19 protein-coding genes are annotated in these 26,375 nt (G+C 65.3%); 5 read left to right on the plus strand and 14 right to left on the minus strand.

The genetic code is table 11. The annotated features are described in order from the left end of the window. Positions 1–196 precede the first annotated feature (196 nt). Positions 197–2,476, minus strand: a complete 2,280-nt coding sequence (locus LPJ38_RS31290; RefSeq protein WP_145628764.1) for a DUF1522 domain-containing protein — start codon at positions 2,474–2,476, stop codon at positions 197–199. A 359-nt stretch (positions 2,477–2,835) separates the two neighbouring features. After that, a complete protein-coding gene (locus LPJ38_RS31295; protein WP_145628766.1) occupies positions 2,836–5,115 on the minus strand; it encodes a DUF1522 domain-containing protein in 2,280 nt (759 codons plus the stop codon). Between the two features lie 320 nt (positions 5,116–5,435). On the opposite strand from LPJ38_RS31295, the gene flbT reads away from it, so the two are divergent. After that, the gene (gene flbT / locus LPJ38_RS31300) at positions 5,436–5,858 is read left to right on the plus strand and encodes a flagellar biosynthesis repressor FlbT (RefSeq protein WP_145628768.1); all 423 of its coding nucleotides are present in this window, start codon (positions 5,436–5,438) and stop codon (positions 5,856–5,858) included. 100 nt (positions 5,859–5,958) lie between these two features. Here flbT and LPJ38_RS31305 read toward each other — a convergent pair whose 3' ends face one another. The 9 genes from LPJ38_RS31305 to LPJ38_RS31345 all read right to left on the minus strand — a co-directional run bounded on the left by LPJ38_RS31305 (position 5,959) and on the right by LPJ38_RS31345 (position 19,627). After that, positions 5,959–7,458, minus strand: a complete 1,500-nt coding sequence (locus tag LPJ38_RS31305) for a pyridoxal phosphate-dependent decarboxylase family protein (protein WP_145628770.1) — start codon at positions 7,456–7,458, stop codon at positions 5,959–5,961. Continuing rightward, the gene (locus tag LPJ38_RS31310) at positions 7,455–8,690 is read right to left on the minus strand and encodes an ATP-grasp domain-containing protein (RefSeq protein ID WP_145628772.1); all 1,236 of its coding nucleotides are present in this window, start codon (positions 8,688–8,690) and stop codon (positions 7,455–7,457) included. Before LPJ38_RS31310 ends, LPJ38_RS31305 begins: the two co-directional genes overlap by 4 nt. A gap of 1 nt (position 8,691) precedes the next feature. After that, positions 8,692–10,341, minus strand: a complete 1,650-nt coding sequence (locus LPJ38_RS31315) for a hypothetical protein (protein WP_167520244.1) — start codon at positions 10,339–10,341, stop codon at positions 8,692–8,694. Then, positions 10,331–11,116: a methylenetetrahydrofolate reductase gene (locus tag LPJ38_RS31320; RefSeq protein WP_145628774.1), complete on the minus strand. Its 786-nt coding sequence runs from the start codon at positions 11,114–11,116 to the stop codon at positions 10,331–10,333. The genes LPJ38_RS31315 and LPJ38_RS31320 overlap by 11 nt, the downstream gene beginning before the upstream one ends. A 72-nt stretch (positions 11,117–11,188) precedes the next feature. Next, on the minus strand, positions 11,189–13,072 hold the full coding sequence (locus tag LPJ38_RS31325) for a flagellar protein (RefSeq protein WP_145628776.1): 1,884 nt from the start codon (positions 13,070–13,072) through the stop codon (positions 11,189–11,191). A gap of 21 nt (positions 13,073–13,093) precedes the next feature. Then, entirely contained in the window at positions 13,094–14,977 is a 1,884-nt protein-coding gene (flgK, locus tag LPJ38_RS31330; protein WP_145628778.1) for a flagellar hook-associated protein FlgK, read from the minus strand. A gap of 34 nt (positions 14,978–15,011) precedes the next feature. Beyond that, the gene (locus LPJ38_RS31335; RefSeq protein WP_145628780.1) at positions 15,012–17,264 is read right to left on the minus strand and encodes a flagellar hook-basal body complex protein; all 2,253 of its coding nucleotides are present in this window, start codon (positions 17,262–17,264) and stop codon (positions 15,012–15,014) included. A gap of 273 nt (positions 17,265–17,537) precedes the next feature. Further along, positions 17,538–18,050: a peptide-methionine (R)-S-oxide reductase MsrB gene (gene msrB, locus LPJ38_RS31340; protein WP_008568846.1), complete on the minus strand. Its 513-nt coding sequence runs from the start codon at positions 18,048–18,050 to the stop codon at positions 17,538–17,540. 86 nt (positions 18,051–18,136) lie between these two features. After that, on the minus strand, positions 18,137–19,627 hold the full coding sequence (locus LPJ38_RS31345; protein WP_231088457.1) for an NAD(P)/FAD-dependent oxidoreductase: 1,491 nt from the start codon (positions 19,625–19,627) through the stop codon (positions 18,137–18,139). Positions 19,628–19,815: 188 nt separating this feature from the next. Between LPJ38_RS31345 and LPJ38_RS31350 the strand changes: the two genes are divergently transcribed. The 3 genes from LPJ38_RS31350 to LPJ38_RS31360 all read left to right on the plus strand — a co-directional run bounded on the left by LPJ38_RS31350 (position 19,816) and on the right by LPJ38_RS31360 (position 22,023). Continuing rightward, a complete protein-coding gene (locus LPJ38_RS31350) occupies positions 19,816–20,352 on the plus strand; it encodes a SixA phosphatase family protein (RefSeq protein ID WP_167520245.1) in 537 nt (178 codons plus the stop codon). Between the two features lie 56 nt (positions 20,353–20,408). Beyond that, positions 20,409–20,834 (plus strand): universal stress protein, encoded by a 426-nt coding sequence (locus LPJ38_RS31355; RefSeq protein ID WP_008554848.1) that lies wholly within the window; start codon positions 20,409–20,411, stop codon positions 20,832–20,834. 160 nt (positions 20,835–20,994) lie between these two features. Then, positions 20,995–22,023 carry an IS110 family RNA-guided transposase gene (locus LPJ38_RS31360; RefSeq protein WP_145628784.1) on the plus strand — a complete coding sequence of 343 codons (1,029 nt, stop codon included), beginning with the start codon at positions 20,995–20,997 and terminating at the stop codon, positions 22,021–22,023. A gap of 1,256 nt (positions 22,024–23,279) precedes the next feature. Here the strand turns inward: LPJ38_RS31360 and LPJ38_RS31365 are convergent. After that, positions 23,280–23,516: a DUF1127 domain-containing protein gene (locus tag LPJ38_RS31365; RefSeq protein ID WP_145628786.1), complete on the minus strand. Its 237-nt coding sequence runs from the start codon at positions 23,514–23,516 to the stop codon at positions 23,280–23,282. Positions 23,517–23,699: 183 nt separating this feature from the next. Here LPJ38_RS31365 and LPJ38_RS31370 point away from each other — a divergent pair, with 183 nt between their 5' ends. Further along, positions 23,700–25,043, plus strand: coding sequence for an aminotransferase-like domain-containing protein (locus LPJ38_RS31370; protein WP_145628788.1), 1,344 nt, complete (start codon positions 23,700–23,702; stop codon positions 25,041–25,043). A 14-nt stretch (positions 25,044–25,057) separates the two neighbouring features. On the opposite strand, the gene LPJ38_RS31375 is transcribed toward LPJ38_RS31370, so the two are convergent. Together LPJ38_RS31375 and LPJ38_RS31380 are read right to left on the minus strand one after the other, a co-directional pair. Beyond that, on the minus strand, positions 25,058–25,657 hold the full coding sequence (locus LPJ38_RS31375; protein WP_167520278.1) for a YdcF family protein: 600 nt from the start codon (positions 25,655–25,657) through the stop codon (positions 25,058–25,060). A gap of 63 nt (positions 25,658–25,720) precedes the next feature. After that, positions 25,721–26,308 (minus strand): hypothetical protein, encoded by a 588-nt coding sequence (locus LPJ38_RS31380; protein ID WP_145628790.1) that lies wholly within the window; start codon positions 26,306–26,308, stop codon positions 25,721–25,723. Positions 26,309–26,375: the final 67 nt, after the last annotated feature.

Consider the following 26,375-nt stretch of genomic DNA (forward strand, 5'->3'; position numbering starts at 1 on the left):
GCGGGCGGGAAGCGCGACATGAGAGGATAATCTGCCTGAAATCATTGGCGATTCTTTCTGCTTACGCTCCATTAACCATAACCGCTGGTTACTTCTCGAACGTCGCCGTCCCTCTCGAAACTTGGCGTGATGAATGAAAAAAAGCGGCGGGGCCGAAGCCCCGCCGCCGTGATCGTCTTGCGATGTCGTCCGCGTGTTAGCGGAGCAGCTGCAGCACGCTCTGCTGCGACTGGTTGGCCAGCGACAGCGCGGAGACCGCGATCGACTGGCGGGTCGACAGCGCCTGGCTGTTCGCCGCCTCGACGTTGGTGTCGGCCAGCGTCAGGTTGGACGAGCCGGTCTGCAGCACGTTGATCAGGTTCTTGTTGAAATCCTGACGAACCTGCACGATCGTCAGGTTCGAGCCGAGGCTCGAGGCCTGCGAGCGCAGCGTGCTCGAGGCGGCGTTGAGGTTCGTCAGCACCTTGTTGGTGGCAGCGTTGTCGATGAAGTCGACACCGCTGGTCAGCGCAGCAAGGCCCAGACCCTTGGAGTTGTAGGTCACGCCGGTGATGCTCAGGCTCGACTTGGCGGTCTCGTCGAACACCAGCTTGAGCTGGTCGCCGTTCAAGAGATTGACGCCGTTGAACGAGGAGTCCTGGGCAGTCGAGTCGATCTGCTGGAGGATATTGTTGAACTGATTGACGAGGTTCGCACGCGAGGTCTGGGCAACCGTATCCTGGACGGGGGTGGAAGCCGTCGAGAAGGTCAACGCCGAGGTCAGCGTGCCGCCGATCGCACCACCTGCGGCGCTCGATCCGATGGTCGAGGACGCGTAGTCGTTGGTGGTCGAGATCGTCAGCAGGCCGTTGGCGTCGATCGTCGCCGACAGGTTGTTGGCCTGCAGCTTGGTGTTGAGCTGATCGAGCGTCTTGACCGTGCCGTTGGAGCCGTCGCCGAAGGTGACGTTGACCGCCGTGCCTGCGTTGAAGGAGGTGAAGGTCAAAGTCTTGCCCGTGAGGCCGCCGACGCCGGAGGTGCGGGCCGCCGTGAAGGCGGTCGCCGTTCCGGTGTTGCCGGCAAGGCCAAGCGCATTCAGCGCATTGCCGGTGCCGGTGACCGACAAGTCGGCGTTGACGCCGGTCGAGAGCTTGAGCTGGCCCGAGGCGTTGATCGACGAGTTGGTCTGGCCGGTTGCGGTCGCAAGCGTCGCGGCGCCGTTCGCACCGATCGTCGCGGTCTGCACGCCGGTGGCAAGGTCGATCGCCTTCAGGACGTCGTTGACCGTGCCGCCCTGCAGGTAGACCGTCGAGTTGCCGGCACCGTCGGTGAGGAGGTTGCCGCTCGCACCAAAGCCGGTCGGAACGCTCGGAGCACCGGTCGAGCCCGGGATCGGCGCGTTCTTGAAGGTGATGACTTTACCGTTGACGTTGAGCGTCGAACCGTCGGTGATCGTCGCACCCAGCGAGGCCGAGGTCGTGGTCCGGTTGACGGACACCGTGGCGTTGCCGCCGCCGACCGATGAGCTCACACCGAGAGCCTTGAGCAGGTCGGCCTTGCCGGTGACGCTCAGATCCGCACCCGTCGAGCTCCTCAACGTGACGGCGCCGCCGGCCACGCTCGAAGCAGTCTGGTTGTTGCTCGTGGCGAGCGTCGCAGCACCGGAGGTGATCGAGACCGTCTTGACGCCGCTGGCCAGATCGATCGCGCTCAACAGGTCGTTGACGTTCGCAGCCGGGGCGCCGGCAGTGCCGAGATAGACGGTGGTGTTGCCGTTGCCGTCGGTGACGAGGTTGCCGCTGACGCCCGAGCCGGTCGGGACGGCGGTCGCCGCCGGAGCCGTGCCGCTGCGGAAGGTGATGGTCTTGCCGTTAACCGTCAGCGTGTCGCCGTCGGCGGGCTGGGCATTGGTGCCGAGGCCGGTTGCGGTGGTGCCGTTGGTGGCGATCAGGGTGATGGTGCCCGTAAGCGCCGTCGTACCGTCGCCAGCCGTCACCGCGGTGCCAGCGAACGCGCCGATGGTAGCGCCGAGCGTGGTGGTACCAGTCGCCGCGGTGGTGCCGCCGGCCGCGCCACTGAACAGCACGTTGCTGCTCGCCGTCGCACTGGCGAAGCTCGTCGTGCCGCGCAAATCGGCCGCCGTCGCACCTGCGATCGTGGTGGAGACGTTGGACTTGGTGGAGTAACCGACGGTGGTCTGCAGCGCCTGGTTGGCGATCGACTTGGCGCTGTCGATCAGCTTCTGCAGCGAGGTGATGCCGGTGTTGGCAGCCTGCAGCACCTGCACGCCGTTGGCGATGCCGTCGAGCAGGTTGTTGATGTCGCTGGCGCGGTTGTCGAGCGACTGAGCCGTGAAGAAGTTGGTGGGATTGTCCAGGGCCGAGTTGACGCTCTTGCCAGTCGACAGACGGCTCTGCGTGGTGGCGAGGAGGTCAGCGGTGGACTGGAGAGAGAGCAGGTTCTGGCGAACCGATGCAGAGAGAACAATACCGGACATTGAGTGTTACCCTTCTGGTACGCAACGCAACAAACTTCGATTAGGATTAATCGATGGCCGGGACGGTGAACGTTGTGGGCTAACAAAGCATGAAGCGTGTCGCGCCAGCCCTTGCGCGGATTCACCATATCCGCATTCGGAGCCGCGACGCGCTCGCCGATATCATCATGATAGGACGATGCTTTTCGGTGCCGTCGCGAGGCGTTTGCGACTTGTCAACCATAACTCAGAGTGAGCAATTGGCTGCATCCAGAGGCGCGGCCTCCGCTCGCCGCGCCGCACTCTGATGCCGGCGCAAAAAGAAAACGGCGGGGCCGAAGCCCCGCCGCCATGATCGTTCTTGCGATGCCGTCCGCTTGTTAGCGGAGCAGCTGGAGCACGCTCTGCTGCGACTGGTTGGCCAGCGACAGCGCGGAGACCGCGATCGACTGGCGGGTCGACAGCGCCTGGCTGTTCGCCGCTTCGGTGTTGGTGTCGGCCAGCGTCAGGTTGGACGAGCCGGTCTGCAGCACGTTGATCAGGCTCTTGTTGAAGTCCTGACGAACCTGCACCACCGAGAGGTTCGAACCGAGGCTCGAGGCCTCCGAGCGCAGCGTGCTCGACGCGGCGTTCAAATTGGTCAGCACCTTGTTGGTGGCAGCGTTGTCGATGAAGTCGACACCGCTAGTCAGCGAGGCGAGGCCGAGACCTTTGGAATTATAGGTCACGCCGGTGATGTTCAGGCTCGACTTGGCGGTCTCGTCGAACACCAGCTTGAGCTGGTCGCCGTTGAGCAGGTTGACGCCGTTGAACGAGGAGTCCTGCGCGGTCGTGTCGATCTGGTTCAGGATATTGTTGAACTGAGCCACCAGATTGGCACGCGCCGTCTGGGCAACGCCATCCTGGACGGGCGTGGAAGCCGTCGAGAAGGTCAGGGCCGAGGTGAGCGTGCCGCCGATCGCACCACCCGCCGCGATCGAACCGAGAGTCGATGACGCATAGTCGTTCGAGGCGGTGATCGTCAGCAGGCCGTTGGCGTCGATCGTCGCAGACAGATTGTTGGCCTGCAGCTTGGTGTTGAGCTGATCGAGCGTCTTGACCGTGCCGTTGGTGCCGTCGCCGAAAGTGACGTTGACCGCCGTGCCGCCGTTGAAGGAGGTGAAGGTCAAGGTCTTGCCGCTGATGCCGCCGACGCCGGAGGTGCGGGCCGCAGTAAAGGCGGTCGCAGTGCCGGTGTTGCCGGCAAGGCCAAGCGCATTCAGCGCATTGCCGGTGCCGGTGATCGCCAGGTCGGCGTTGACGCCGGTCGAGAGCTTGAGCTGGCCCGAGGCGTTGATCGACGAGTTGGTCTGGCCGGAGGCCGTCGCAAGCGTCGCGGCGCCGTTGGCACCGATCGTCGCGGTCTGCACGCCGGTGGCAAGGTCGATCGCCTTCAGGACGTCGTTGACCGTGCCGCCCTGCAGATAGACCGTCGAGTTGCCGGCACCGTCGGTGAGGATGTTGCCGCTCGTACCAAAGCCGGTCGGAACGCTCGGCGCACCGGTCGAGCCCGGGATCGGCGCGTTCTTGAAGGTGATGACTTTACCGTTGACGTTCAGCGTCGAGCCGTCCGTGATCGTCGCACCGAGCGAGGCCGAAGTCGTGGTCCGGTTGACGGACACCGTGGCGTTGCCGCCGCCGACCGATGAGCTCAGGCCGAGAGCCTTGAGCAGGTCGGCCCTGCCGGTGACGCTCAGATCCGCACCGGTCGAGCTCCTCAGCGTGACGGCGCCGCCGCCAACGCTCGAAGCCGTCTGGTTGTTGCTCGTGGCAAGCGTCGCAGCACCGGAGGTGATCGAGACCGTCTTGACGCCGCTGGCGAGATCGATCGCGCTCAACAGATCGTTGACGTTCGCGGCCGGGGCGCCGGCGGTGCCGAGATAAACGGTCGTATTGCCATTGCCGTCGGTGACAAGATTGCCGCTGACGCCCGAGCCAGTCGGAACGGCGGTCGCCGCCGGAGCCGTGCCGCTGCGGAAGGTAATGGTCTTGCCGTTCACGGTCAGCGTGTCGCCGTCGGCGGGCTGAGCATTGCTAGCCAGACCGGTTGCGGTGGTGCCGTTGGTGGCGATCAAGGTGATGGTACCGGTCAGCGCCGTGGTGCCGTCGCCGGCCGTTGCCGCGGTGCCAGCGAAAGCACCGATGGTAGCGCCGAGCGTGGTGGTGCCGGTTGCCGCGGTGGTGCCGCCGGCTGCACCGCTGAACAGCACGTTGCTGCTCGCCGTCGCGCTGGCGTAGGAGGTCGTGCCGCGCAGGTCGGCGGCCGTCGCACCGGAGATGGTGGCGGAGACGTTGGACTTGGTGGAATAGCCGACGGTGGTCTGCAGCGCCTGGTTGGCGATCGACTTGGCGCTGTCGATCAGCTTCTGCAGCGAGGTGATGCCGGTGTTGGCAGCCTGCAGCACCTGCACGCCGTTGGCGATACCGTCGAGCAGGTTGTTGATGTCGCTGGCGCGGTTGTCGAGCGACTGTGCCGTGAAGAAGTTGGTGGGATTGTCGAGGGCCGAGTTGACGCTCTTGCCGGTCGACAGACGGTTCTGGGTGGTGGCGAGGAGGTCAGCGGTGGACTGGAGGGAGAGCAGGTTCTGGCGAACCGATGCGGAGAGGACGATACCGGACATGACTCTGTTACCTTTCTGGTAAACGACGCTACTGTTACACGTCTGCTTGGATCGAGACTGACCCAGCGACGGCGGACCGTGGCGCCGAGACCTCTAACGAAACATGAAATGAAACCCGGGCTTTTGCCGCTGCACGCGTGATTCGGCCCGGCAAGCGGTGCTCATCGCTGGCGTCGCCAAGCAAACGAACCTTTGAAATTGTTGGGCTTTTCCGTGCGAATAGCGCGAATTTACAGCTCGTTAACTAGTTACGAGCGAGAATCACGTTCTGATAGGCCGCAACGAACGCTCGGTTACGAAAGCGTTGATGGAGAACAGGCATGGCCCTCAAGGTCGAGCTCAGACCGCACGAACGCATCATCGTCGGTAACTGCGTGATAACCAACACCGACCAGCGCGCCCGCCTCCTGATCGACGGCGACAACGGGCCGATCCTGCGCGAGCGCGACATCCTCACGCCGGAGACCGCGGACACGCCCGCCAAGCTGGTCTACCTGGCGGTCCAGCTCATGTACATCTCGCCGGATCCGCAGACCCAGCACGGCACCTATTTCAACCTGGTGCGCGACATCGTCACCGCTGTGCCGAGCGCCTGGCCGATCATCGAAGCCATCAACAACAACATCCTCAACGGCGACCTCTACCGGGCGCTGAAGGACGCCCGCAAGCTGATCGCATATGAAGAAAAGCTTCGTGATCAGTTCGAGGCCACGCATCCCAAGGCGGAGAGCACCGCCGCCTGACCACATGCGAGCGCAACGCTGCGCGAGCGGCCGAGCCGCACAACGATAACGGCCCCGGATCATCTCCGGGGCCGTTGTCGTTTTCAGGCCTGCATCGGCGCTACTGCGCGGCGAGCGGCGGCGCCTCGACCTCGACCAGTCCGTCGCTGCTCCGGCGTGCGCCGAACTCCAGCACGGCCCCAACAAGCGCATCGATGTCGGTCTCGTCGGTGCGGTGATTGACGATCGCAGCGCGGATCGCGAACTTGCCGTCCAGCGTCGTGCTCGACGGAGCCGCGAAGCCGGCCTCCTGGATGTCGGCGACGATCTCGCGATTGACCGCGTCATCGGCGCGGTAGCGGAAGCAGGCGATGTTGAGATTGACCGGCGCCAGCAATTCCAGCCGCGGCTCCGCTAATATACGCGTTTCCAGATATTTCGCGAGCGCGCAACTTCGTGCGATCACCGAACCGAGCCGATCGGTGCCGAACGTCTTCAGCGTGAACCAGGTCTTCAGCGCACGGAAGCCGCGCGACAGATCCGGGCCGAGATCGCAGGGCCAGACCGCGCCGGCCGCAAGTCCCCTCGCCTCGCGACGCAGATAGGCCGCGGGCTGCGCAAAGGCCTGCCGATGCTGCTCGCCGTCGCGCACCAGCAGGAAGCCGGCATCGTAGGGCACCTGTCCCCATTTGTGGAAGTCGAGCGCGATGGAATCCGCAAGCTCGATGCCGCCGAGCAGCGGCGCGAGCTCTGGTGACAGGATGGCGAGCGCCCCGAACGCGCCATCGACGTGAAACCAGATCCCCTCCTCGCGGCACAGCTCGGCGACCGCCTTGAGATCGTCGATCGCGCCGACATCAACGGTACCGGCAGATGCGACCACCAGGAACGGCTTGAAGCCTATCTCGCGATCCACGGCGATCTGCGCGCGCAGCGCGGCGACATCAATGCGATGATCGGCATCGACACCGATCTTGCGCAGCGCGTCCGTGCCGAGTCCGGCGATGTCCATCGCCCGCGAGATGCAGCCATGTGCGACATGCGACGTATAAGCGGTGAGCAACGCGCCGTCATTGCCGAGGCCGTGCTGCCGCGCCAGCGTGCCGAGCGCCTTCGTACGTGCCACCAGCACCGCCATGAGATTGGCCATCGACGTGCCCGTGACGAAGATGCCGCTTGCCGCGTCCGGAAAGCCGAACAGGCTGCGCATCCACGTGACGATCTGGCGCTCGACCTCGATCGGCATGTGATCGCGTCCGCCGAGATTGGCATTGAGACCGGCTGCGAGCATCTCAGCGAGCATGCCGACGGCCGTGCCGCCGCCATGGACCCAACCCATGAACCCAGGATGGACGTTGCCGGTCGCATACGGCGCAATGTACTGGGCAAATTCACGATGGACGTCCGCGAGGTCACTCGCCTCGCGCGGCACGTCGGCCTTGAGCGCCGCGCGGACCTCGTCGGGGATCGGCTGCCAGACCGGATGGGCTCGAACATGGGCGATACCGTCGATCGCCTCGTCCAGCATGCGATGGGCCAGTGCGCGAAATTCGCTCCAATCCTGCGGGTCGAGCGAGGAACGGGTGACGGAGCTTTGGGTGTTGCGAATGATCTCGTTCATGTTGCGCGTCCCTCGCCCGCTCGTGCATGTCGCGACAGCATCGCCGTGAACGCCGTGAATATCTTGCGCATCTGCAGGGGCTTGTACGGAAACACTGCTGGTGAATCCATGTTGTGCACCACGGCAGTGTTGTCTGCCTCGAACACCAGGAGCTCGCCATTCTGATTCTCGGCACAATCGACGATGAAATAATCGAGGCCGACGCGCCTGCTCATCTCGTCGAGCGCGCTCTTGTGGCGCGCTGCGAAGGCGTGATCGAAGTCGCGCATGAAGATGGCCTCCTCGGCCCGCTTCTCCTCGCTGAACGCCATGTAGGCGTTGAGATACCAGATGTCCCAACGGTCGGCGATCGCCATGTGGCAGGCGTAAGCCTTGCCGTCGACCATGGCCAGACGGTATTTGCGGTAGAGCCCGTCGGGACTGACATAGTCGACGAAGCGCGCGACGAAGAAGTCCTGCTCTTTCCGCGCAGTGAGATAGGCTTCTAGCGCAGCCGCGTCGTCGAGCTTCGCAAGCCCGACGCCGGCATGCGAGCCGCGCGGTCGCGCGATCATCGGAAAGTGCAGTTCGCCGGCGATCGCCCCGCAGGCGATCCGCCCCGATGCGAGGTCGGTCAATTGCGCGCGGGTGGCGTGAACGGTCGCGGGAATGTCGAGACCGGGCACGTCCGCCAGCAGCCGATACAGCTTATCGCGATCGAGGTTGCCGATCAGACCGGGGTGATTGAGCAGCGGCCGGGGCCAGCGTGGTGCGACCTCTTCGATCAGCGCGAGCGCGTCCCGGCATTCCTCCGAATCGGACGCGACCACGATGGCGACGTCGTGCGCGGGCAGGCTCTCGGGCAGACCGACGCCCTTGACCACGTACAGCGTCAACAATTCGATGTCGGAGCCTTCGAGCAGGAAATCGATCGGCGTGTTGCCGCCCATGTCGATGTCCGCTGCAAGCGCGAGTAGGCGCAAGCCCGGCTTCGGCGCCGCGCTGGGCGTGCGAAACAACTGATGGAAGGTCAGCACCTCCGACTGGATCGCAAGCCCCGCCTCCTTGTCGCCGAGGAGCTGAACGATCAGCGACAGGTCGAGGCCCTCGCCCGCCTGCGCCGTCCCCTCCGTGATCCGGCCGAGGAGTTGATCGCGCAACGGCTGCAGATCGACGCCTTCGAAGGCCTGGCGCGTCAGCTGCGCAAAGCCGATGCGGTCGGCATAATTGGCGGCGAAAACTGGCTGCTGCATCTCACACCTCGAACGCCGACTTTACCTGCACGGGCGCCGCGGCGCCACGACCAAGCAACAGCTCGATCTTGACCAGCACATGCGCGACGCGATCGAGAACGTGCTGCACATTGCGTTGTGCCTGCACGATGTCCGGCGACCAGGCTTCGGTCACGAGCCGCGCGCCGACGCAAAGGCGCAACAGCGCCAGCGGTGACTCGTGCTGCCGTTCCAGCCGGACCGGCTGGCCGACCAGGCAGCGCTGTGTAGGGACCTCCCGGTCGGCCCTACTGCCGCCGATCTCCTCGCTCATGTCGCGCGCCAGCGCTCGATGAACGGCACAGGTCTCCGCGATCGAGACCGGCTTGCCGTCGCGCAGCAGCAGAAATGGGAAGATCGTACGTTGCGCGAACTCCTCGTCCTCCGCATCGACCTGTCCGCATCCGGACGGGACGAGGCGCAGTGACGGCGACAGCGCGATCATGCTGTCGATGCCGGCCGCGAGCTCGGTCAGCACCTGGGTGCGAAACGCAGCCGGCACCGCATGGTAGCTGCTGATCTCGGCCAGCGCCGCCTCCCAGCGCAACCATTGACCGAAATTCGCCCGGCGCTCGAAGCGCGACCGCAGCGCCGTCCAGGCCAACGGCCAGTCGCAACGGCCGGCATAATCGAAAAAGCCCGGCGCAATAGCCTCGACCCGGTCGAGGAGGTGCGAAAAGCCCTTGGGCACCAGCAGCGCGCCGCTGAACGCCGGTCCGCCGAAGAATTTCGAGCCGGTGATCAGGACCAGATAGCCGCGGTCGAGATAGGAGCGCAGCCGCCGGCGTCCGAGCCGGGCCTGGCAGGCGTCGACGACGATCTGAACTTTGCGCGGCCAGCGCCGCGCGATTTCGTCGAGGCAAGCCGCGCTCGGTGCGCGCCAGCCGAGCTTCGAGGCATCCATGATCTGCAGCAACACCGGCGCGCCCTGCGCGACCGTGACCTCGACCGCGCGCAGCACCGCGTCATCGATGTCCGCCCGCATCGCAATTCCGTCGCCCGCCTCGCGCAATGGCAGCGCGATGCTGGTGCCGGCGAGCCCCGCAACCGCACTGTCCTTGCGGACCGCAAGGCCGCCCGCCGTCCTGCAGCTGAAATGATGCCCACGCGCGGTATGGGCTGTGCCGCTTCCGGTCTGATCGGACCCGACCACGATCGTCACCGGCGGCGCGCCGAGCACTGCGCGCGCCACGAACAGGGCGTGAAGCTGGGAGTCCGTACCGGACGGCGAAAACACGACATCGATGCGCGGCGGGAGCTGGAACTGGCCGCGCAGTTCGTCACGCATATCCTCGCAGCGCGCATCGAAGGCAAGCTCGACCTCGTCGAACAGGCACTTGTGCATCAGCTCTTCGCGCGCCAGCGCAGCGCGGTCATAGGCCGCCTGCGAAATCGTCGAGGCGGTCGAGGAGGCGAAATTCCAGATCTCAGGCTCGGGCGAGGCCGCGCAGCCGTAGGCGTTGACACGATCCCTCGCGTCGAGCGCGAGCCGCGGATCGCCGCCGGAGACGAGCAGCGTGTCAAGCGGTGTGAAGAGATCGCGCAGGCGGTAACGCGAGCCGCCGTTGGATGCGCGTTCCTGTTCTGACAGGCGGGATGGGCCGGCGCTCATCCCGAAGGACTCACGCCGCATCGGCGGCCGCCGCTGCGGGTACGGCTGCGAATTGTGAGGCGATGTCGCCGTGGAATACCGACGGCCCCACGTGATCGAGCGAGCTCTGGATATCGGCCCAGATCTCGCCACCGATGTCGGTCCAGCGCTTGCAGAAGGCGAAGTCCTCGGACAGATAGGTGCCGGTCGCCGGGTCGATCATGCATTCGAACAGCGCGAACCGGTTCGGGCTCGCCGCCAGCGTATCGTGCGAATGCTCGCGGAAGAACTGCAACGCCGCGTAATCCGGGTGGCGGCACATCGCTTCCAGCACGTGGCGCCGGATCATCAGGAAACCGGTGCCCGCATAACGGACGCGGGTAAAGCCGTTGACGACCACGATGCGGTCGGGATCCTCGATCTCCAGCACGTAGTCGAGCGAGGCCGCCGGCACGTCGGTGCGGCCCGACTGGATCGCGCGCGCGGCCTTGTCCCAGTTGACCCGCTTGATCGGATAGCAGCCGGCGACGACATCGGCGCCGCATTCGATCAGGCGGAACACCTGCTCCGGCTTGAAGCCGATGTCGGCGTCGATGAACAGGAAATGCGTCGCCCTGGGATCCTCCAGGAACATCGCGGCCAAATTGGCCCGCGCCCGGGTGATCAGCGCATCGCCGTCGCGCAACAGCACCTTGAGCTCGAGATTGGACATGCCGTGCACGGCGCGCTGGAGCGCGAAGATTGAGCTCGCATAGATGCTCGACACCTGCCCGCCGAAGCATGGTGTTGCCACCACCAATTGCATCCTGTCCGACATCGGCAGCTCCGCCCCCGCTCCAATCCTCACCAAGAGGTAAAGAAGCATGGTTAACGGCGTCTTAACGCGGCCTTACAGGAACTTGACGAGCGAGAGCTGCGCCAGGTTGGAGGTCACCTGGTAGGAGGCTTGGAGCGCGTTCTGGAGCGCTAGGATCTCGCTCGCGATCTGGTCCGGCGAGGCCGATTCCGCCTGGTCGATGATGGACTGGAGCTGCGCCTTGGCCTGGGTCTGGCGCGTGGTCGCATCCTTCATCGTGTTCTGGGCCATGGCGATGTCGGTCTGGATGTCCTCGATGCGCTGCTGGCCGGGCTGCTGGGTCAGCGCCTGGGTGGTGCGCAGGCTCAGCGCGGCCACCTGCCCGCCCGAATACTGGCCGGTCGGCGAGGTCGAGAAGGTCCCGAACACCGCGATCGCCTGCAATTGCCGGCGGATCGCATCCTCGTTCGCCTGGGCGCCATACTGCACCGTGACGGCATCATCGACCCGCGCCATCGCGGTCGAGCGCGGCGAGCCCGGCCCGTCATTGCCCAGATACCATTCCACCGTGGTGGCCGAGCCGTTGACCAGCGTGGTCGCCGAGCTCGCCGGCGAGGAGCCGACGCGCAGTGGTGGTTGCGTGGCGGTCACCGGCGTCGCGCTGAAGCCGAGCGAGCTCAGCGCGCCTGTATTCGAGCTCGTGATGTTGAGGCTCGCCGCATCGTCGGTGTTAACAGTGATCGAGCCGCCATGAATGGTCGACGGCTTCGACGTCCCCGTGATCGCGTCGATCTTGCTCATCAGCGTCTGGACGCTGTCGGTGACGTTGAGCTGGTTGCCGGTCGCCCCCGAGCTGACGAAGGTCAGCGTGGTGCCGTTGACGGTGATGGTGTCGCCGGCAACGAAGCCCGGCGAGATCGAGTCCGAGGGGCTCGCGCCGGACAACGCGGTCGCGCCGCTGATCGGTGCAGGCGGCGCCGCCTGGTTGTTGACGGGCGTGCCGATCGCCGAGCTCGCGCTGTTGAAGAAATTGTCGCCGGCGGTGACGGCAGAGGCCGCCACCAGCGAGGTGTTGGCGAGCTTCTGGATCGCGGTGTTCAGCGCCGTGTTGAGGTTCGCGGCCGTGTTGTTCGGATTGACGGGCGTGCTCGCATCGATCGCGAAGCTGCCGAGCGGCGTCGGGGTCGCCGTCGAGGCGGTCAGGTCGATCTGTTCGACCGTGCCGTCCGGCAGCGTGAACTGGACGCTCAGCTTGTCGCCGTTGTTCGGGTTGACGCCGTTGAGGTCGACCGAGAACGACACCGGCGAGCCGCTCGGACCGGTGACGGTCGCGCCCGTCAGGGTCGAGGAGACCGCCTTGAGCTTCAGCCCGAACGGTGATCCCGCGACGTCTTCCGACACCTGCACCGAGCTCGGCGTCGGCTGCGTCTGCACCAGGCGGCCCATGCCGTTGGCGCCGAGGTCCGCGGCCTGACGCTCGGCCATCACGGTCTTGAAACCCGCCTGCGTCGTGGTGCCGTTGATGATGTCGCCGGCATCGGCGACCGACTGCGTGTTGACGGCCGTACCGGAGAACAGATAGCGGCTGCCGGTCTGCGTGTTGAGGACGCCGACCATCGAGCCGAACTGGGCCGCGGCGGTGTTCTGCGCGATCGTCTGGCCGTTGACGTTGAGATCCTGCGCGGTGGAGGCCGATCCGGTCTGCACCGTGCTGCGGATCTTCGTCAGCGACTGCAGCGCCGTGTTGGCGAGGTTGATGCTGACGTTGACGTTGGTGATCGTGTCCGTATAGGCGGCGATGTTGGAGAGCTGCGCGCGGCCGGCGATCGCAAAGCCCTCGTTGGTGCCCATGCCGGCATAGTTCTGCGACAGCTTGCCGGTCGAAAGCTGCGTCGACAGGTCGGTCAGCTGCTGATTGATGTTGCGGATCTGCGAGCCGAGAACCGATGAGGAGTAATTGATGCTGCTGATCGACATGTTTCAGAGCCCTGTTACTTGTTACCCTTGAGCCTGGAGCAACGTGTTCATCATGCTCTGCACCACCGACATCACGTGGGCGTTGGCGGCATAGGCATTCTGAAGCTGGATCAGGTTCGACATCTCCGAGTCCAGATTGACGCTGGAGGTCGAGTCGAATTTGGCCTGGAGCGTCGAGACCACGACGCTCTGGCCCTGCTGGAGCTGGGTTGCCTGGGTCGCGGCATTGGCCTGGACGCTCAGGAACTGCTGAAGGAAATTCGAGACGCTGCCTGTGAAGGGCTGGTTCGCCGAGCCGAGGCCGCTCTGCGGCGAATAGGAGAACACCGCATTGGTGAGCTGCGAATAGAGATAGTCCGAACGGGTCGTGTCGCCCGCGGGGGTCACCGGCGAGGTGTTGTAGACCGACAGCCGGGTCGGATCGGAGACCAGCTGCGTGTTCACGGCGATGCGCCCGGCAAGGCCGGTCATCTGCGAGCCGGATGCCGTGATCGCGCCGGTGTAGAGCGCCTGCCCGCCGTCGGTGAACACCGCCAGTTGCGGATTGCCCGAGGTCAGCGACGACATCGTCTTGGTGGTCGTGGCCGAACTGACCTTGGCAAGGCCGGTGTTGTCGTCGGTCACCCGCAGCGTCGTGGCCGTCGCCGGAGACGGCGCGGCGGCGAACGACAGATGGGTGCCTGACAGCGCGGTATTGAGCGCGGAGGCGATCGCGCCCATGCCGCCGGCGAAGTTGACGCCGATCCGCATCGGGTTGGCGTTCGTTGCGTTCTGGAGCGGCAGCGCCGCCGGATCGGTCACGTTGACAAGCGTGATCTGGCGCTGCGTGTTGGTGGCCGTGTCCGTGTAGGTGATGTTGACCGTGTTGCCCGGCAGCGCACCGGCCAGTTCCAGATCGAACCCGGCTGGGGGACCCGAGACCGTGCTCCCGGCCGTGGTCTTGTCGGACAGCGCGCTCGACATCGTGGCGGCGAGCTGGTCGATCTGGTTCTGCGCCTGCACCAGAATGTCGTCGCGCAGCTTGAGGTCGGCCGCGATCTGGCCGGACGACACCACGTTGTTGGCGACGACGTCGACCTGCGAACCGTTCGGCAGCTTGATGTTGAACGCGCCGACGCCGGACTTGGCCGGATCGATGTTGTAGAGCGAGGTCGCCGACAGCGCGCCGGCGGACGCGAAGGAGAATTCCGAGGCGAGCCCGGCGCCGACCAGCTGAATGCCGGTCGTGGTGTAGATGTTGGCCTGGTTCGAATTGTCGGTGGTGACGCGGACGTCGACATATTTCGACAGCGTGTTGATGGCTTGGTCGCGCTGATCCATCAGCGTGGCCGCCGAGGGATCGTTGGCTCCCAGCCCCTGCAGTCTGGTGTTGATGTCGGCGATCTGCTTCATCGCCGCATTGGCGGCTTGCGCCGAATTGCCGAGATCCTGTTCGACGTTGGAGCGCAGCGACTGGATACCCGTGGTGGTGACGTTGAGCTGCCGCGCCAGCGCCTGCGCCGCGCCGAGCGCGACGGTCTGTGCCGACGATGCGCCCGAGCTGGTCGACAGCGCCTGGAGCGCGGTGGTGAATTTGTTCAGCGCGTCTTCGAGCGTACCGGAATTGCCGGGCGTGCCGTAGACATTCTGAAGCTGCTTCAGAATGTTGGCCATCTGGTCGGCGTAGCCGCTGCCGCCGACCTCGGTGCGCAGCTGGTTCAGCACGTAGGTGTCGAGCTGGCGGCTGACGCCGGTGGTCATCGCCGTCGAGCCGAACTCGCCGGTGCTGACTTCGATCTGGTTCGGCGTCTGGACGACGTAACCCGGCGTCTGCGAATTCGCGACGTTCGAGGAGACGATCGAGAGCGCGGCCTGGTTGGCACGCAGGCCGCTCATCGCGCTGGCGAGGGCTGAACTCAAACCCATGTTACTTGCCGCCTTTGGTTACGTCGCGCGCCGATCAGCGCAACACGTTCAAGAGGTCCTGCACCATCGAATTCGCGGTCGTGATCACCTTGGTGTTGGCCGAATAGGCCTGCTGGGTCACGATCAGCTTGGTGAATTCGTCGGCGATGTCGGTGTTGGATCCCTCCAGCGACGAGCCGGCGATGGTGCCCGAGGCGCCGTCGATGGCATCGCCCGACTGCTCGGTCGCGGCATAGGCGCCGCCGTCCATCGCCTTCAGGTAGTTGGTGCCGTTGAAGTGCGACAGCTGCACCTGGGCGAGGTTGAGGTTCTGGCCGTTGGAGAAGGTGCCGACCACGACGCCGTTGTTGTTGACGGCGACCGAGCGGAGCTGGCCGGCGGCGTAGCCGTTCTGCGTGATGGTGTTGATGGTCACAGCGCCGCTGGTGCTGGCATATTGCGTGAGCCCGCCCGAGGAGATGTTGAAGGCGACGGAGCCGAGCGACTGGCCGCTGACGCTGACGTTGTTGATGGTGATGCCCGAGCCGGCGGGCGAGGTCAGCGAACCGTCGGCGGCAAACGTAAAGGTCTGGCCGGTATTGACCCAGCCAACCGTCGAGCCGGTCGCGTTCGGATCGGTCTGATAGAACAGGTTCCAGCTGTCCGAGTGACCCGCGCCCAGGGAGGCGCTGTCGGTCTTGGCCCAGCGCAACTGCAGGTTCACCGGCGTGCCGGCGGCGTTGTAAGCGGTCACGGCGCCGCCGCTGATCGATTCCTTGGTGAAGGTGGCGATATCGTTGCCGATTACGCCGCCGGTGCCGGCCGTGCCGCCACCTTCGCGGTTTCTCGTGATGGTCGAGGTGAAACCGAGCGCCGAGAAAGCAGCGCTGTTGGAGCTGGACACCGAGAGGTTGGAGACCGTGCCGGTGTTCATGGTGATGACGCCGCCGCTGCTGACCGACGAGCCAGACGCACCGGAGAGCGCGTCGATTTTGCCAAGCAGCGTCGTGACGTTGTCGGTAACGTTGATCTGGTTCGCGCCCGAAGCGCCCGAGGCCATGAAGGTCAGCGTTTGACCGTTGACCGTGATGGTATCACCGGCCGCGAATCCTGACGTGAGCACCTGGGCGCCGCCGGGGGTCGCGCTGCCGCTCAGCACCGTCGCACCCGATATCGCGGGCGAGGACAGCACGTTGCCGCCGCGGGTCACGCTGCTGATGCCGAGCGCGGTAGCTGCCGTGCCGCTGCCGACAGCAACGTCGGTGCCGGTGCCGCTCGCGATCTGGATATTGCCGCTGGGGGAAAGCGAGGCGGTGACGCCGGCGCCGCCCGCGGTCTGGATCGCGTTCAGGATGCTGGCCACGGTGGCTGTGGTGCCCGCACCGAGGCCGATGGTGGTGTTGTTGCCGACGGTCGAGACCGTCGTGCCAGCGTTGAACGTGATCGTATTGCCGTTGATGGTCAGCGTCTGGCCGCTCAACGCGGTGAGGATGCTGGAAGCCAGATGCGTGCCGGCCGCGGCATCGAGCGAGGTGGTGGTCGAAGCGACCGCGGACGAATTGTTCTGGAGCGCGACCGTGCCAGTGGCCGTCGTCGACGAGTAGGCGGAACGGATGTTGCCGGTAGCGGCCGCTCCGGAGACCGTTGCGTTCGCATAGGGCGCGGGCGGCGTGCCGACCGGCAGCGGGTTGGCAGTAAAATCGGACGGATTTAATCCGCCGGCCCCCAGCAGGGTCCCGGGCCCCGCGGTCGTTTTCGCCACGGTGTTCGGTTGGGTCGGCAGGTTCGCCGCGTACTGGATCGAGGTGGTCGCCTGGGCCGGAATGAAGTTGTTTTGGAATTGCAGGACGTTCGCCACGCTGCCGGTCGGGTTGCCGGTCTTCGGGTCGACCGTGACGCCCATCAGGTAATAGCCGGCGCCGTTGACCAGATTGCCGTTGGCATTGAGCTGGAAGTCGCCGCGCCTCGTGTAGTAGGTGACGCCGGTGAACACCGGCACGTTGTCGACGACGCCGCTCGCCTTCTGGATCGAGAAGAAGCCGTCGCCAGTGATCGCCATGTTGGTGGCGACGGTGGAGCCCGAAATCGTGCCCTGGGTGGTGATGGTGGCCTTGGCGTTCGCCGTCACGCCGCCGGCGACCTGCTTGCTCGGAACCGAGGAGTCCGGAATGAGGTCGACGAAGCTGGTACCGATGCCCTTGTAACCGGTGGTGGATGAGTTCGCGATGTTGCCGGAAATGTTCTGCAGCGCGTAGGACTGCGCCTGCAAACCACCCACCGAGGTGTTCATTGCATCGAAGATACCCATAACTTTGTCTCCAAATCCGATCTCGGCGGCACCCGAACCGTGGCCGCAATCGGCAGAGACAGTCGCAAGGGCCATGCCAATGCGGGTATATTCAGAAAATCAAGGACTTAATGAAAATGCCCCGGCCTGATGACCGGGGCACAATTGCCGGGACCGGCAACAATTGCCGGGGCTCGAGGTCATTCCGGGGCGGTCCGCAGGACCGAACTCAGGTGCGCGACGGCGCACCGTAGTTCGATGCTGACGCATCGCTCCGGAATGACGGTCCAAAACCTACGTCGCCGACGCCGCCGCCGGATGGAAGACCAGCCCAAAACCGTCGATGCAGTAGCGCAGACCGGTCGGCTTCGGACCGTCGTCGAAGACGTGGCCGAGATGGCCGCCGCAGCGCCGGCAATGCACCTCGGTGCGAACCATGCCGTAGGCACGGTCCTCGGTCTTGCCGACATTGCCCTCGATCGGCGCATAGAAGCTCGGCCAGCCGGTGCCGCTCTCGAACTTGGTCTCGGACGCAAACAGCGGCAGGTCGCAGCCGGCGCAGGCGAAGATGCCCTTGCGCTTCTCCTTGAGCAGCGGGCTGGAGCCGGGCCGCTCGGTGCCGTGGTTGCGCAGGATCTCATATTGCTGCGGCGTGAGCTGGGCCCGCCATTCGGCCTCCGTCTTCACGATCTCGAATTTTTGCGCGGCCTTCTCGCCCGCCTCGGCCGGGGATGCCCTCAGCCAGCGGAAGGCCGAAAGGCCGAGCAGGCCGGCGGCAGTCGATAGCAGGATGCGGCGGTCAAACATCTCATTCTCCCTGCGTGCGGGTCCACGCCTTGAGATACGTGCTTCCGGCGGCCGAAGTTACACGTCCAAGCGAATTTTTCGCAGGGTTAATGCGGGACGCCTTCGTCGTGCGGGGCCTGTTCCGAGCCATGTTCTGGTCCCCGGGGGCCATGTTCGGGTCCCCTCGCCGCAGCTCTCGGCGGCGGAGCCGGCCGCGGCCGGACGGGCGGCATCGGACGACGCGGCCCCGTGCCGGCCGCCCGGTTGGCCTCGGCGAGACGCTTCTCGCGTTCCCTGTCCTTGACCCTGGCACGCTCGCGGTAGCGGGCGAGCGAGCCGGCGGCAGCGGAACTCGCCCTGCCCCAGATCCCGACCAACTGGCCGGCAACGCGCCCGGTGGCACCCCCCGCCCAGACCAGCTCGAACGGCGAGAACAGCTTCCAGCGTTCGTCGCCCCACAGGATGCTGCGCGCGATCATCTGTCCGGCCATGGCGGACGTGTTCATGCCCTGACGGCCGAACCCGCTCGCCACCCACAGGCCTTTGCGCAACTGGCCGATCTGCGGCATGCCGTGCACCGTCTGGCCTGTGGCGCCGCCGAACGTCTCGGTGATCTCGACATCGCCGAGCTCGGGAAAGATCGTGCGGATCCGCCGCTTGACGGCGCCGCCGAAACGCTGCGGCCGCGCCGCCCAGGTCGTCTCCGGGCTCTCCCACATCAGCCGGTCGCCGTCGACGACACGGAAATGGTCGACGCCATCGGAATCCATCGCCGATCCCTTGAAGGCGATGATCTCGTGCAGGCGCTCGCCCAGCGGCGCGGTGATGCCGGCATAGCGCCAGACCGGCAGCAGCGTCTCCGACAAGCGCTTCAAGGGCGCACCGAGATGGATGTTGCCGGCGAGCACGATATGGGTCGCACGCAGCCGCGCAGAGGGTGTGACGATTCGCTTGCGGATGCCGGAATGATCGATGCTGACCACCGGCGTATCCTCGAAGATGCGGGCCCCCGCCCGCCGCGCCAAAGCCGCAAGGCCGTGCACATATTTGCGGCCGTCGACTTGGAAAGCCCGCGGGTAATGGACGCCGTGGAAATAGCGATCGGTCTTGAGCGTCTCGCGGACGCGATCGACCTGCCAGCCCTCGGCCTCCGTGTCAAAATCCTCGTTCAACATCTGCAACCGGCTGATCAGCCGGTCACCCACATCCACATTGGAGACTTCGAGCACGCCCTCGCGAAGGCCGATCCCCGGCATGTTCTCTTCCGTGGCGTTGGCACGGACGAGCTCGGCGCCCTCCTTGGACAGCCTCCACAATTCGCGCGCGTCCTCGAAGCCGATGCGCTCGATCAGGTCGGCAAGCGGCAGTGCGAAGCCCGGCATCACGGTACCGAGCTGGTTGCCGGAGGCGTTCCAGCCGATATGGCGGCCTTCGAGCACCGCGACGCTGGCCCCAAGCCGGGCGGCCTCCAGCGCGATGGAGAGGCCGGCGAGCCCTGCCCCGATCACACAAATGTCGGCATCGAGATCGAAGGACAGCCGCGCGCGCTCGCGAAAGCCGGCTTCTTCCTGGGACACGCTTGTGAAAGTCTCGCTCATATCGTTTCTTAGAGCATGATCCGGATAAGCGTGCAGCGGTTTTCCGATAGGATCATGCTCGAACTAACAACCTGAACCGCGGCGACGATTCGCACTTATCTCAGCGCGTCATGCCGACCGGGCCCTGTCACCTTGTCCTCAACAGGCGCCTGTAGATTATCCTGGACGTGGAACGATTCGAGAATGCCATGCGCCGTTTGATGCTGCTGCGTCACGCCAAGACCGAGACTGACGCGCCAAGCGGCCGTGACCAGGACCGCCGGCTCGACGACCGCGGCCACAAGGATGCGGCGCGGATGGGCGACTGGATCGCCTCCCACCCGCCCTTCCCCGAGACCGTGCTGGTGTCGCATGCCGTGCGGGCCCGGCAGACCTGGGACCTCGCCTGGGAGGCAATGAAGGACCGCGTCGCCGCACCGCAGGTCGAGATCCTGCCGGAACTCTACGGCGCCGATCCCGCGCAGATCCTGGACTCCATTCGCACCGCAACCGCCCCGGCGGACCCGAAGCGGTTGCTGCTGATCGCCCACAATCCCGGCATGCACGAGATCGCGCTCATGCTGATGGGTGGCGGCGATCCGGCCGGGGCCAAGGCGCTCAGCGACAACCTGCCCACAGCGGGGCTTGCGATCTTCGACTTTGACGTCAAGGATTGGGGTGACGTGGCCTATCGCCGCGGCAAACTGGTGCTGTTCATCAGCCCCAAGCTGCTTCGATCGGGATGAGACGCGCGGGCGCCGTCTCGACCGGTTGATCCAGCCTGGTTCATAGGGAGGCGCAGATGTTCAAGTCCATCCTCGTGCCCATCGACCTCGCCGATACCGATCTCGCCAAGCCGGCGATCGCGACGGCGGCGACGTTGTCGCAGACCTGGAGCGGCGCCGTGCGCCTGCTCAACGTGCTGCCGATGACGCCGGTGATGCTGGCCGAATACGTGCCGGCCGATTTCGACGAACAGCAGCGCCAGACCTCGGAGGAAGCGCTCGCCATCGTCGCGCGCGAATCCGGCATCGAGGCGTCCCGCATCTCCAGCGTGGTGCGTCAGGGCGGCATCTATCACGAGATCCTGGAGGAAGCGGTGCACATGAAGGCCGACCTGATCGTGATGACCTCGCACCGGCCGGCGATGCGCACCTATTTCCTCGGCTCCAACGCCGGGCATGTCGTGCGCTATGCGAAGTGCTCGGTGCTGGTGGTGAGGCACTAGGCATTCGTAGATGGGGTAACGGGCCGGCCGCCCGCTCGCTACGGCTCGATTTGGAAGCGCGCTCGCGAGCGGCCTGTTGGTTGAAAGGCGGTCGTCCCTCAAACTGATGGTGTTCAACGGAGTCGGGCAAGCCCGCTCCAAGCATCATTAAGGGACGACCATGGATCAGTATGCAGGAATTGACGTATCTTTGGAAAGCTCGAGCGTGTGCCTCGTCGATGGTTCGGGCAAGATTTTGCGCGAGACGAAGGTTGCGAGCGAGCCGGCGGCCCTGATCGCCTGGTTCCGGTCTCTGGGGCAACAGCCGGAGCGGATCGGGCTGGAGGCAGGGCCTTTGTCGCAATGGCTGTATGCGGGTCTGCGGGACGCAGGCCTTGCGGTCGAGCTTCTGGAGACGCGGCACGTTCGCGAGGCCTTCAAGTCGATGCCGGTGAAGACGGATCGCAACGATGCCCGCAGGATCGCACAGTTGATGCGGCTCGGCTGGTTCCGACCGGTACACTGCAAGTCGGTGGCGGCGCAGGAGACCCGCACGATCCTGACGGCGCGCAAGCTGCTGCAATCCAAGCTTCGCGATGTCGAGAACAGCCTGCGCGGCATACTTCGCGGCTTTGGCCTGAAGGTCGGTGCGACCACCGAGCGCACGTTCGCCGGACGCATCCGCGAGCTCGTGACCGGTCACCCCGGACTGGAGCTGGTAGCGTCGGCGCTGCTCCAAGCCCATGCCGTTCTGCTGCGGGAGTTCAAGAGCCTGGACAAGCACACCCAGAAGCTCGCCAAGGCGCATCCATCCGCCAAGCTCCTGATGACGACGCCGTCCGTGGGTCCAATCGTGGCGCTCACCTATGCCGCCGCGATCGACGATCCGAAGCGCTTCCGCTCCTCGAAGGCCACGGGAGCCCATTTTGGGCTCACCCCGAAGAAGTACCAGTCCGGTGAGACCGACTATACCGGCCGCATCAGCAAGATCGGCGATGCCTCCGTGCGCGAGGCACTCTACCAGGCAGCTCACGTCATGCTGACCAAGCCGGTCAAGAACTGCTCGGCATTGAAGAGCTGGGCGATGCGCATCAGCAAGCGCGCAGGCATGCGCAAGGCCAAGGTGGCGCTGGCGCGCAAGCTCGCCGTGATCCTGCATCGCATGCTCGCCGACGCCAAACCGTTCAACCCGATGGCCAAGGCCATCTAGCCAGGAGCAGCAATCAGTTCTGGGCGGGCTACACACCAGGCTCTCCCCGAGCGAAGTCCCTCCGCTGGGACGACGGATCCGGTCAGGCCGCCATCCGGGAAGTGGTTCACAACCACGCAATCCGTAGATTGGCCGGCCGGCTCCTCATGCACCCCATCAGGTGACAGTCACCGCGCCGATCCCGTACAGAAGCAAGTGCCCAGCGAGTGGATGACGCAAAAAGGGATTGACTAACCAAGGCCCGTTACAGAAGCCCGGGTGAGCGAAGCGACACCCGGGACACCTGCCGTGGAAGTCCCGGATATCGCTTCGCTCATCCGGGCTTCAAGACTATGCGTTGCCCGTCGGGCAAAACGCCCAAGCAATCGGTCAAGCCGCTTCGCCAAAAATATTCCACTTTCCCAAAATTCGGAAAGCGCGTACGTATCGCCGCAACCCGGCCCAAGGAAGAGGGGCGTATCGCGATCGTCACGAACGCGGGCCGGGCGGCGGTGGACGTGGATCGCACCGGCGCGAAGAGCTTCGCAGGGCGGGAAACCGTGAGCGAACGCGTTGCGCCAGCGACGGGTGTGGTTCGCGTACGGTAAAATCGTGTCGTCCTGGCGCCCGGGGTCTGTGCGCCAAGTCTTGCGGTGATGCGGCGGCCCAACCGGGTTCGCAGCATCAGTCATCCGCAAGGCGACGGGGGCAATAGTGCATCGCTCCCCGGGGAGAGCACGACATAAGCCGTAAACCCACTGCGCAGGGAAGGCCGGTTGCTTGGCCTCACCTGTATGCCGCTGTGCCATCTTGTAAAGCACACGCTTTCGCACAGTGGACCGTGGGTGCCCGGCCGGCACCCGGTCTTCCCTGCGCCCTTTTCAATCGAGGGTGAGGCATCGACGCAAAACTCGGGCGAGATCAGCCGCGAGGCTGAGAAGGTGCGTCTGCAGTGACGAGGCGAATTGATGAAGCGAGGCCGATGCCACTTGCTCCGTCATTGCGAGGAGCGAAGCGACGAAGCAATCCAGACTGCCTCAGTGGAGAGATTCCGGATTGCTTGCTCCGCTCGCAATGACGATGTTGATGCAGTCGTGCACCAAAACCGCGTTCTCGTGCCCCGGACGCAGCGCAGCACGAAGTGATGCGCTGCAGAGCCGGGGCCCATGTATCAGCGAGCCGTGCAGCCCGCTGGGTCCCGGCTCTGCGCAGCGCGTAAGAACGCTGCAGCGCGTCCGGGACACGAGAGCGAACAGCAACGCTCGCTCGGCCCAAGCTCACAAATACCGCGACAGCTCGGTCTTGAACTGCCCGTACACCGCATCCTCGATCTGGCTGCGGTTGATCCCGATGTCGCGCAGGGCACGGTCGTCGAGCTCGTTCAGGGTCTTGACGGCGGAGCGGCGCTCAAGGCGGTCGAACAGCGCGTGCAGGGAGTTGGCGAGCGTTGCAAAAAATCCGCTCGACGGGGATGGGCGTAAGCTCCGCCCGGCAGTTTGCGAGATCGTGGTCATTTTTCTTCTCCGGCCTGTCGGTCCGCGCGGCGAAGCCATGCCGTTGGCGCGGACGCACTCAGCGCCTGCACCTCATTGCCGTCGGATTGCTCTCGCTCACCCCGGCTCAATCGCGGACCTTGATGGAACTTAAATGCTCCAGTACACTTCTCGGAGCAAGTAAAACATTGCTCTCGGTGCAATATGTCCAAGTTCGAGTACGTGAAGCTCGCCGATGCCATTGCAGTCGATATCGCTAACGGCACGTTAAGGCCCGGCGACCGGCTGCCGCCGCAGCGCAATTTTGCGTATGACCGAGGCATCGCGGTCTCGACCGCCAGCCGGGTCTACACCGAGCTGCTCCGCCGCGGGCTCGTGGTCGGCGAGGTCGGCCGCGGCACCTTCATCTCCGGCGACATCAGGCGCGAGGTCGAGACGCTCAGCGAACCGGCCGAGGCGCGGATCAATTTCGAGGTCAATTATCCGCTCTTGCCGCAGCAATGGCCGATGATCGCCAAGAGCCTTGCAGGGCTCGAGCGCGTCGACGCGCTCGAATCCGCGCTGCGCGTCTCGACCAGCACCGGCACCAAGAGCGCGCGCAATGCGGCCGCTGCCTATCTCGCGCGCAAGGATTTTACGCCGCAGGCCGAGCAGATCGTCTTCACCGCCAACGGCAAGCAGTCGCTCGCGGCAGCCCTCGCCGCGCTCGTGCCCACCGGCGGCCGCTGCGGCGTCGAGGCGCTGACCTATCCCTACGTCAAGAGCATCGCCGCGCGGCTCGGCGTGACGCTGGTGCCGATCCCGATGGACGAATTCGGCGCGCGCCCCGACGCGATTCAGAAGGCGCATCGCGAGGCCCATCTGTCGGCGCTGTATCTGCAGCCCATCATCCAGAACCCGCTCGGCGTCACCATGAACGCGACGCGGCGCGCCGACATCATGCGCGTCGCCGAGAAGCTCGATCTCACCATCATCGAGGATGCCGTCTACGGCTTCCTCGCCGACGACACGCCGCTGGCAGCGCTCGGACCGGACCGCTGCATCGTGATCGACAGCCTGTCCAAGAAGGTCGCACCGGGCCTCGCGCTCGGAATCCTCGTTACGCCGCCGCACCTGCGCGAAAGCGTGATGAGCGCGGTCCGCACCGGCGGCTGGATCGCCTCCGGTCATGCGCTGGCATCCGGCCAGCGGCTGATGGCCGACGGCACCGTGGCCGAGCTGACACGGCTGAAGCGCATCGACGCTGTACGCCGCCAGCAGACCGCGGCGAGGCTGCTTGCCGGCTACCAGCTCGCCGCCGACCCTCGCTCCTATCATTTGTGGCTGACACTGCCGCCGCATTGGCGCTCGCAGACCTTCGTCGCGGCGGCCGCAAGGCGCGGCATCGCGCTGACGCCGTCCTCGACCTTCGCCATCGCCCATGGCCACGCGCCGAATGCGGTGCGGCTGGCGCTCGCCCCGCCCTCGCCCGAGCAGCTCGATTCCGGCCTGCGCACGATCGTGTCGCTGCTCGGCACCAAGGAAGAGGATTTCGATTCGACGGAGTAGCGCTCAGCGCTTTCTCAGGCTTCCGGCCATTCCACGATGAAACCCATGGCCTTGTACCGCTCGATCTTGTCCCATTCGTGCAGCATGCGACGCCGGAATTCGGCGTCGGTATGCCAGAGTGCGCGCGGCGTCGCAAAACTGTCGACGGTGAGCAGCATCTTGTCGACCTCCGGCCAGTGCCGGTGCAACGTCATCGGATAGCGGCGCGCCGTCCAGGTATTGCCGAGGCAGATCACGCTGCGGATGTTGTGCAGTCCGAGCGCCGCATCGATGATCGGCAGCGAGAAGATCACATTCTCGCCGGTGTTCATCGCGCGGTGCTCCTCGAGGATGAGGTCCGCCGGAATGCCCGCAGCAAGCATCGCCGCCTTGATGACAGTGCACTCGGATTGCTCCGAGCCCGGCGTGACACCGCCGCTGACAATCGACCAGGGGAAATAGCCCTCGCGCCACAGCCGCCCGGCGGTATCGGCGCGCAAGGCGACGTCCTCACGGGTGCCGAACATGAACAGCAAATCGGCCGGCCGCAGCGGCGTATTGATCAGATGCGTGCGGTTGATCGCAGCGATCTCATCTGCCGCCAGCTCGCGCCTGCCGCGATCGATGTCCGACATGGCGCCACGATGCGCCAGCGGCACACTGGTTGCGAAGTCACGTTTCATTGCGGTGAATTGCAGCTAGGGCAGCAACGACCGTGGCAGTTGATCGAAACTGTAGCTCCGCGGCTGGTTGCGCAGGACCAAGCCGCCGACCTGCCAGGCGAACAGCGCGGCAAAGCCAAGGATGAACAGCGCGCCCGCGAACTCGCCGACCATCAGGGCGCGGATCAACAGCCCCGTCATCGCCACCGTCAGCACGGCCAGGAAGGCCAGCACCGCCGCATAGGTCGTACGGCCGAGGCCCGCCGTTAGCGTCGCCCGGCTGCCCGCCTGCGCCATCCGCTCGTGCAGCGCGACGATGAACTGGCGGAAGCCGTTGTCCTGCGGCGCCATCAGCGCCGCGGTCTGCCAGCTCGTCGACAGGATCGCGATGCGGCCGCCGCCGGCATGGCTGACATCGGCGCGGAAGCGGTGCTGCTGCATCGACGTTGGGCGAAACGAGAGCCGAATCCCGGAGATTTCGTCGTAGCGCCACAGGCCCGAGCGCCCGGCGGCATGCCAGGACAACCCCTCCTCCCTCAGCTCGAAGCGGTGCGCCGAGCCGATCAGCGAGGCCTTGTAGGCATAGCTCGTGACTGGCGCGGCCTCAGCATCCGAAACCTGCATCTCGACAATCAAACCCCCGTTCGCGATCCGCTTGCGCGATCGCCCTCGCCCATCCTACAAGCGGGGC

The organism is Bradyrhizobium daqingense, assembly GCF_021044685.1.
GTDB lineage: Bacteria > Pseudomonadota > Alphaproteobacteria > Rhizobiales > Xanthobacteraceae > Bradyrhizobium > Bradyrhizobium daqingense.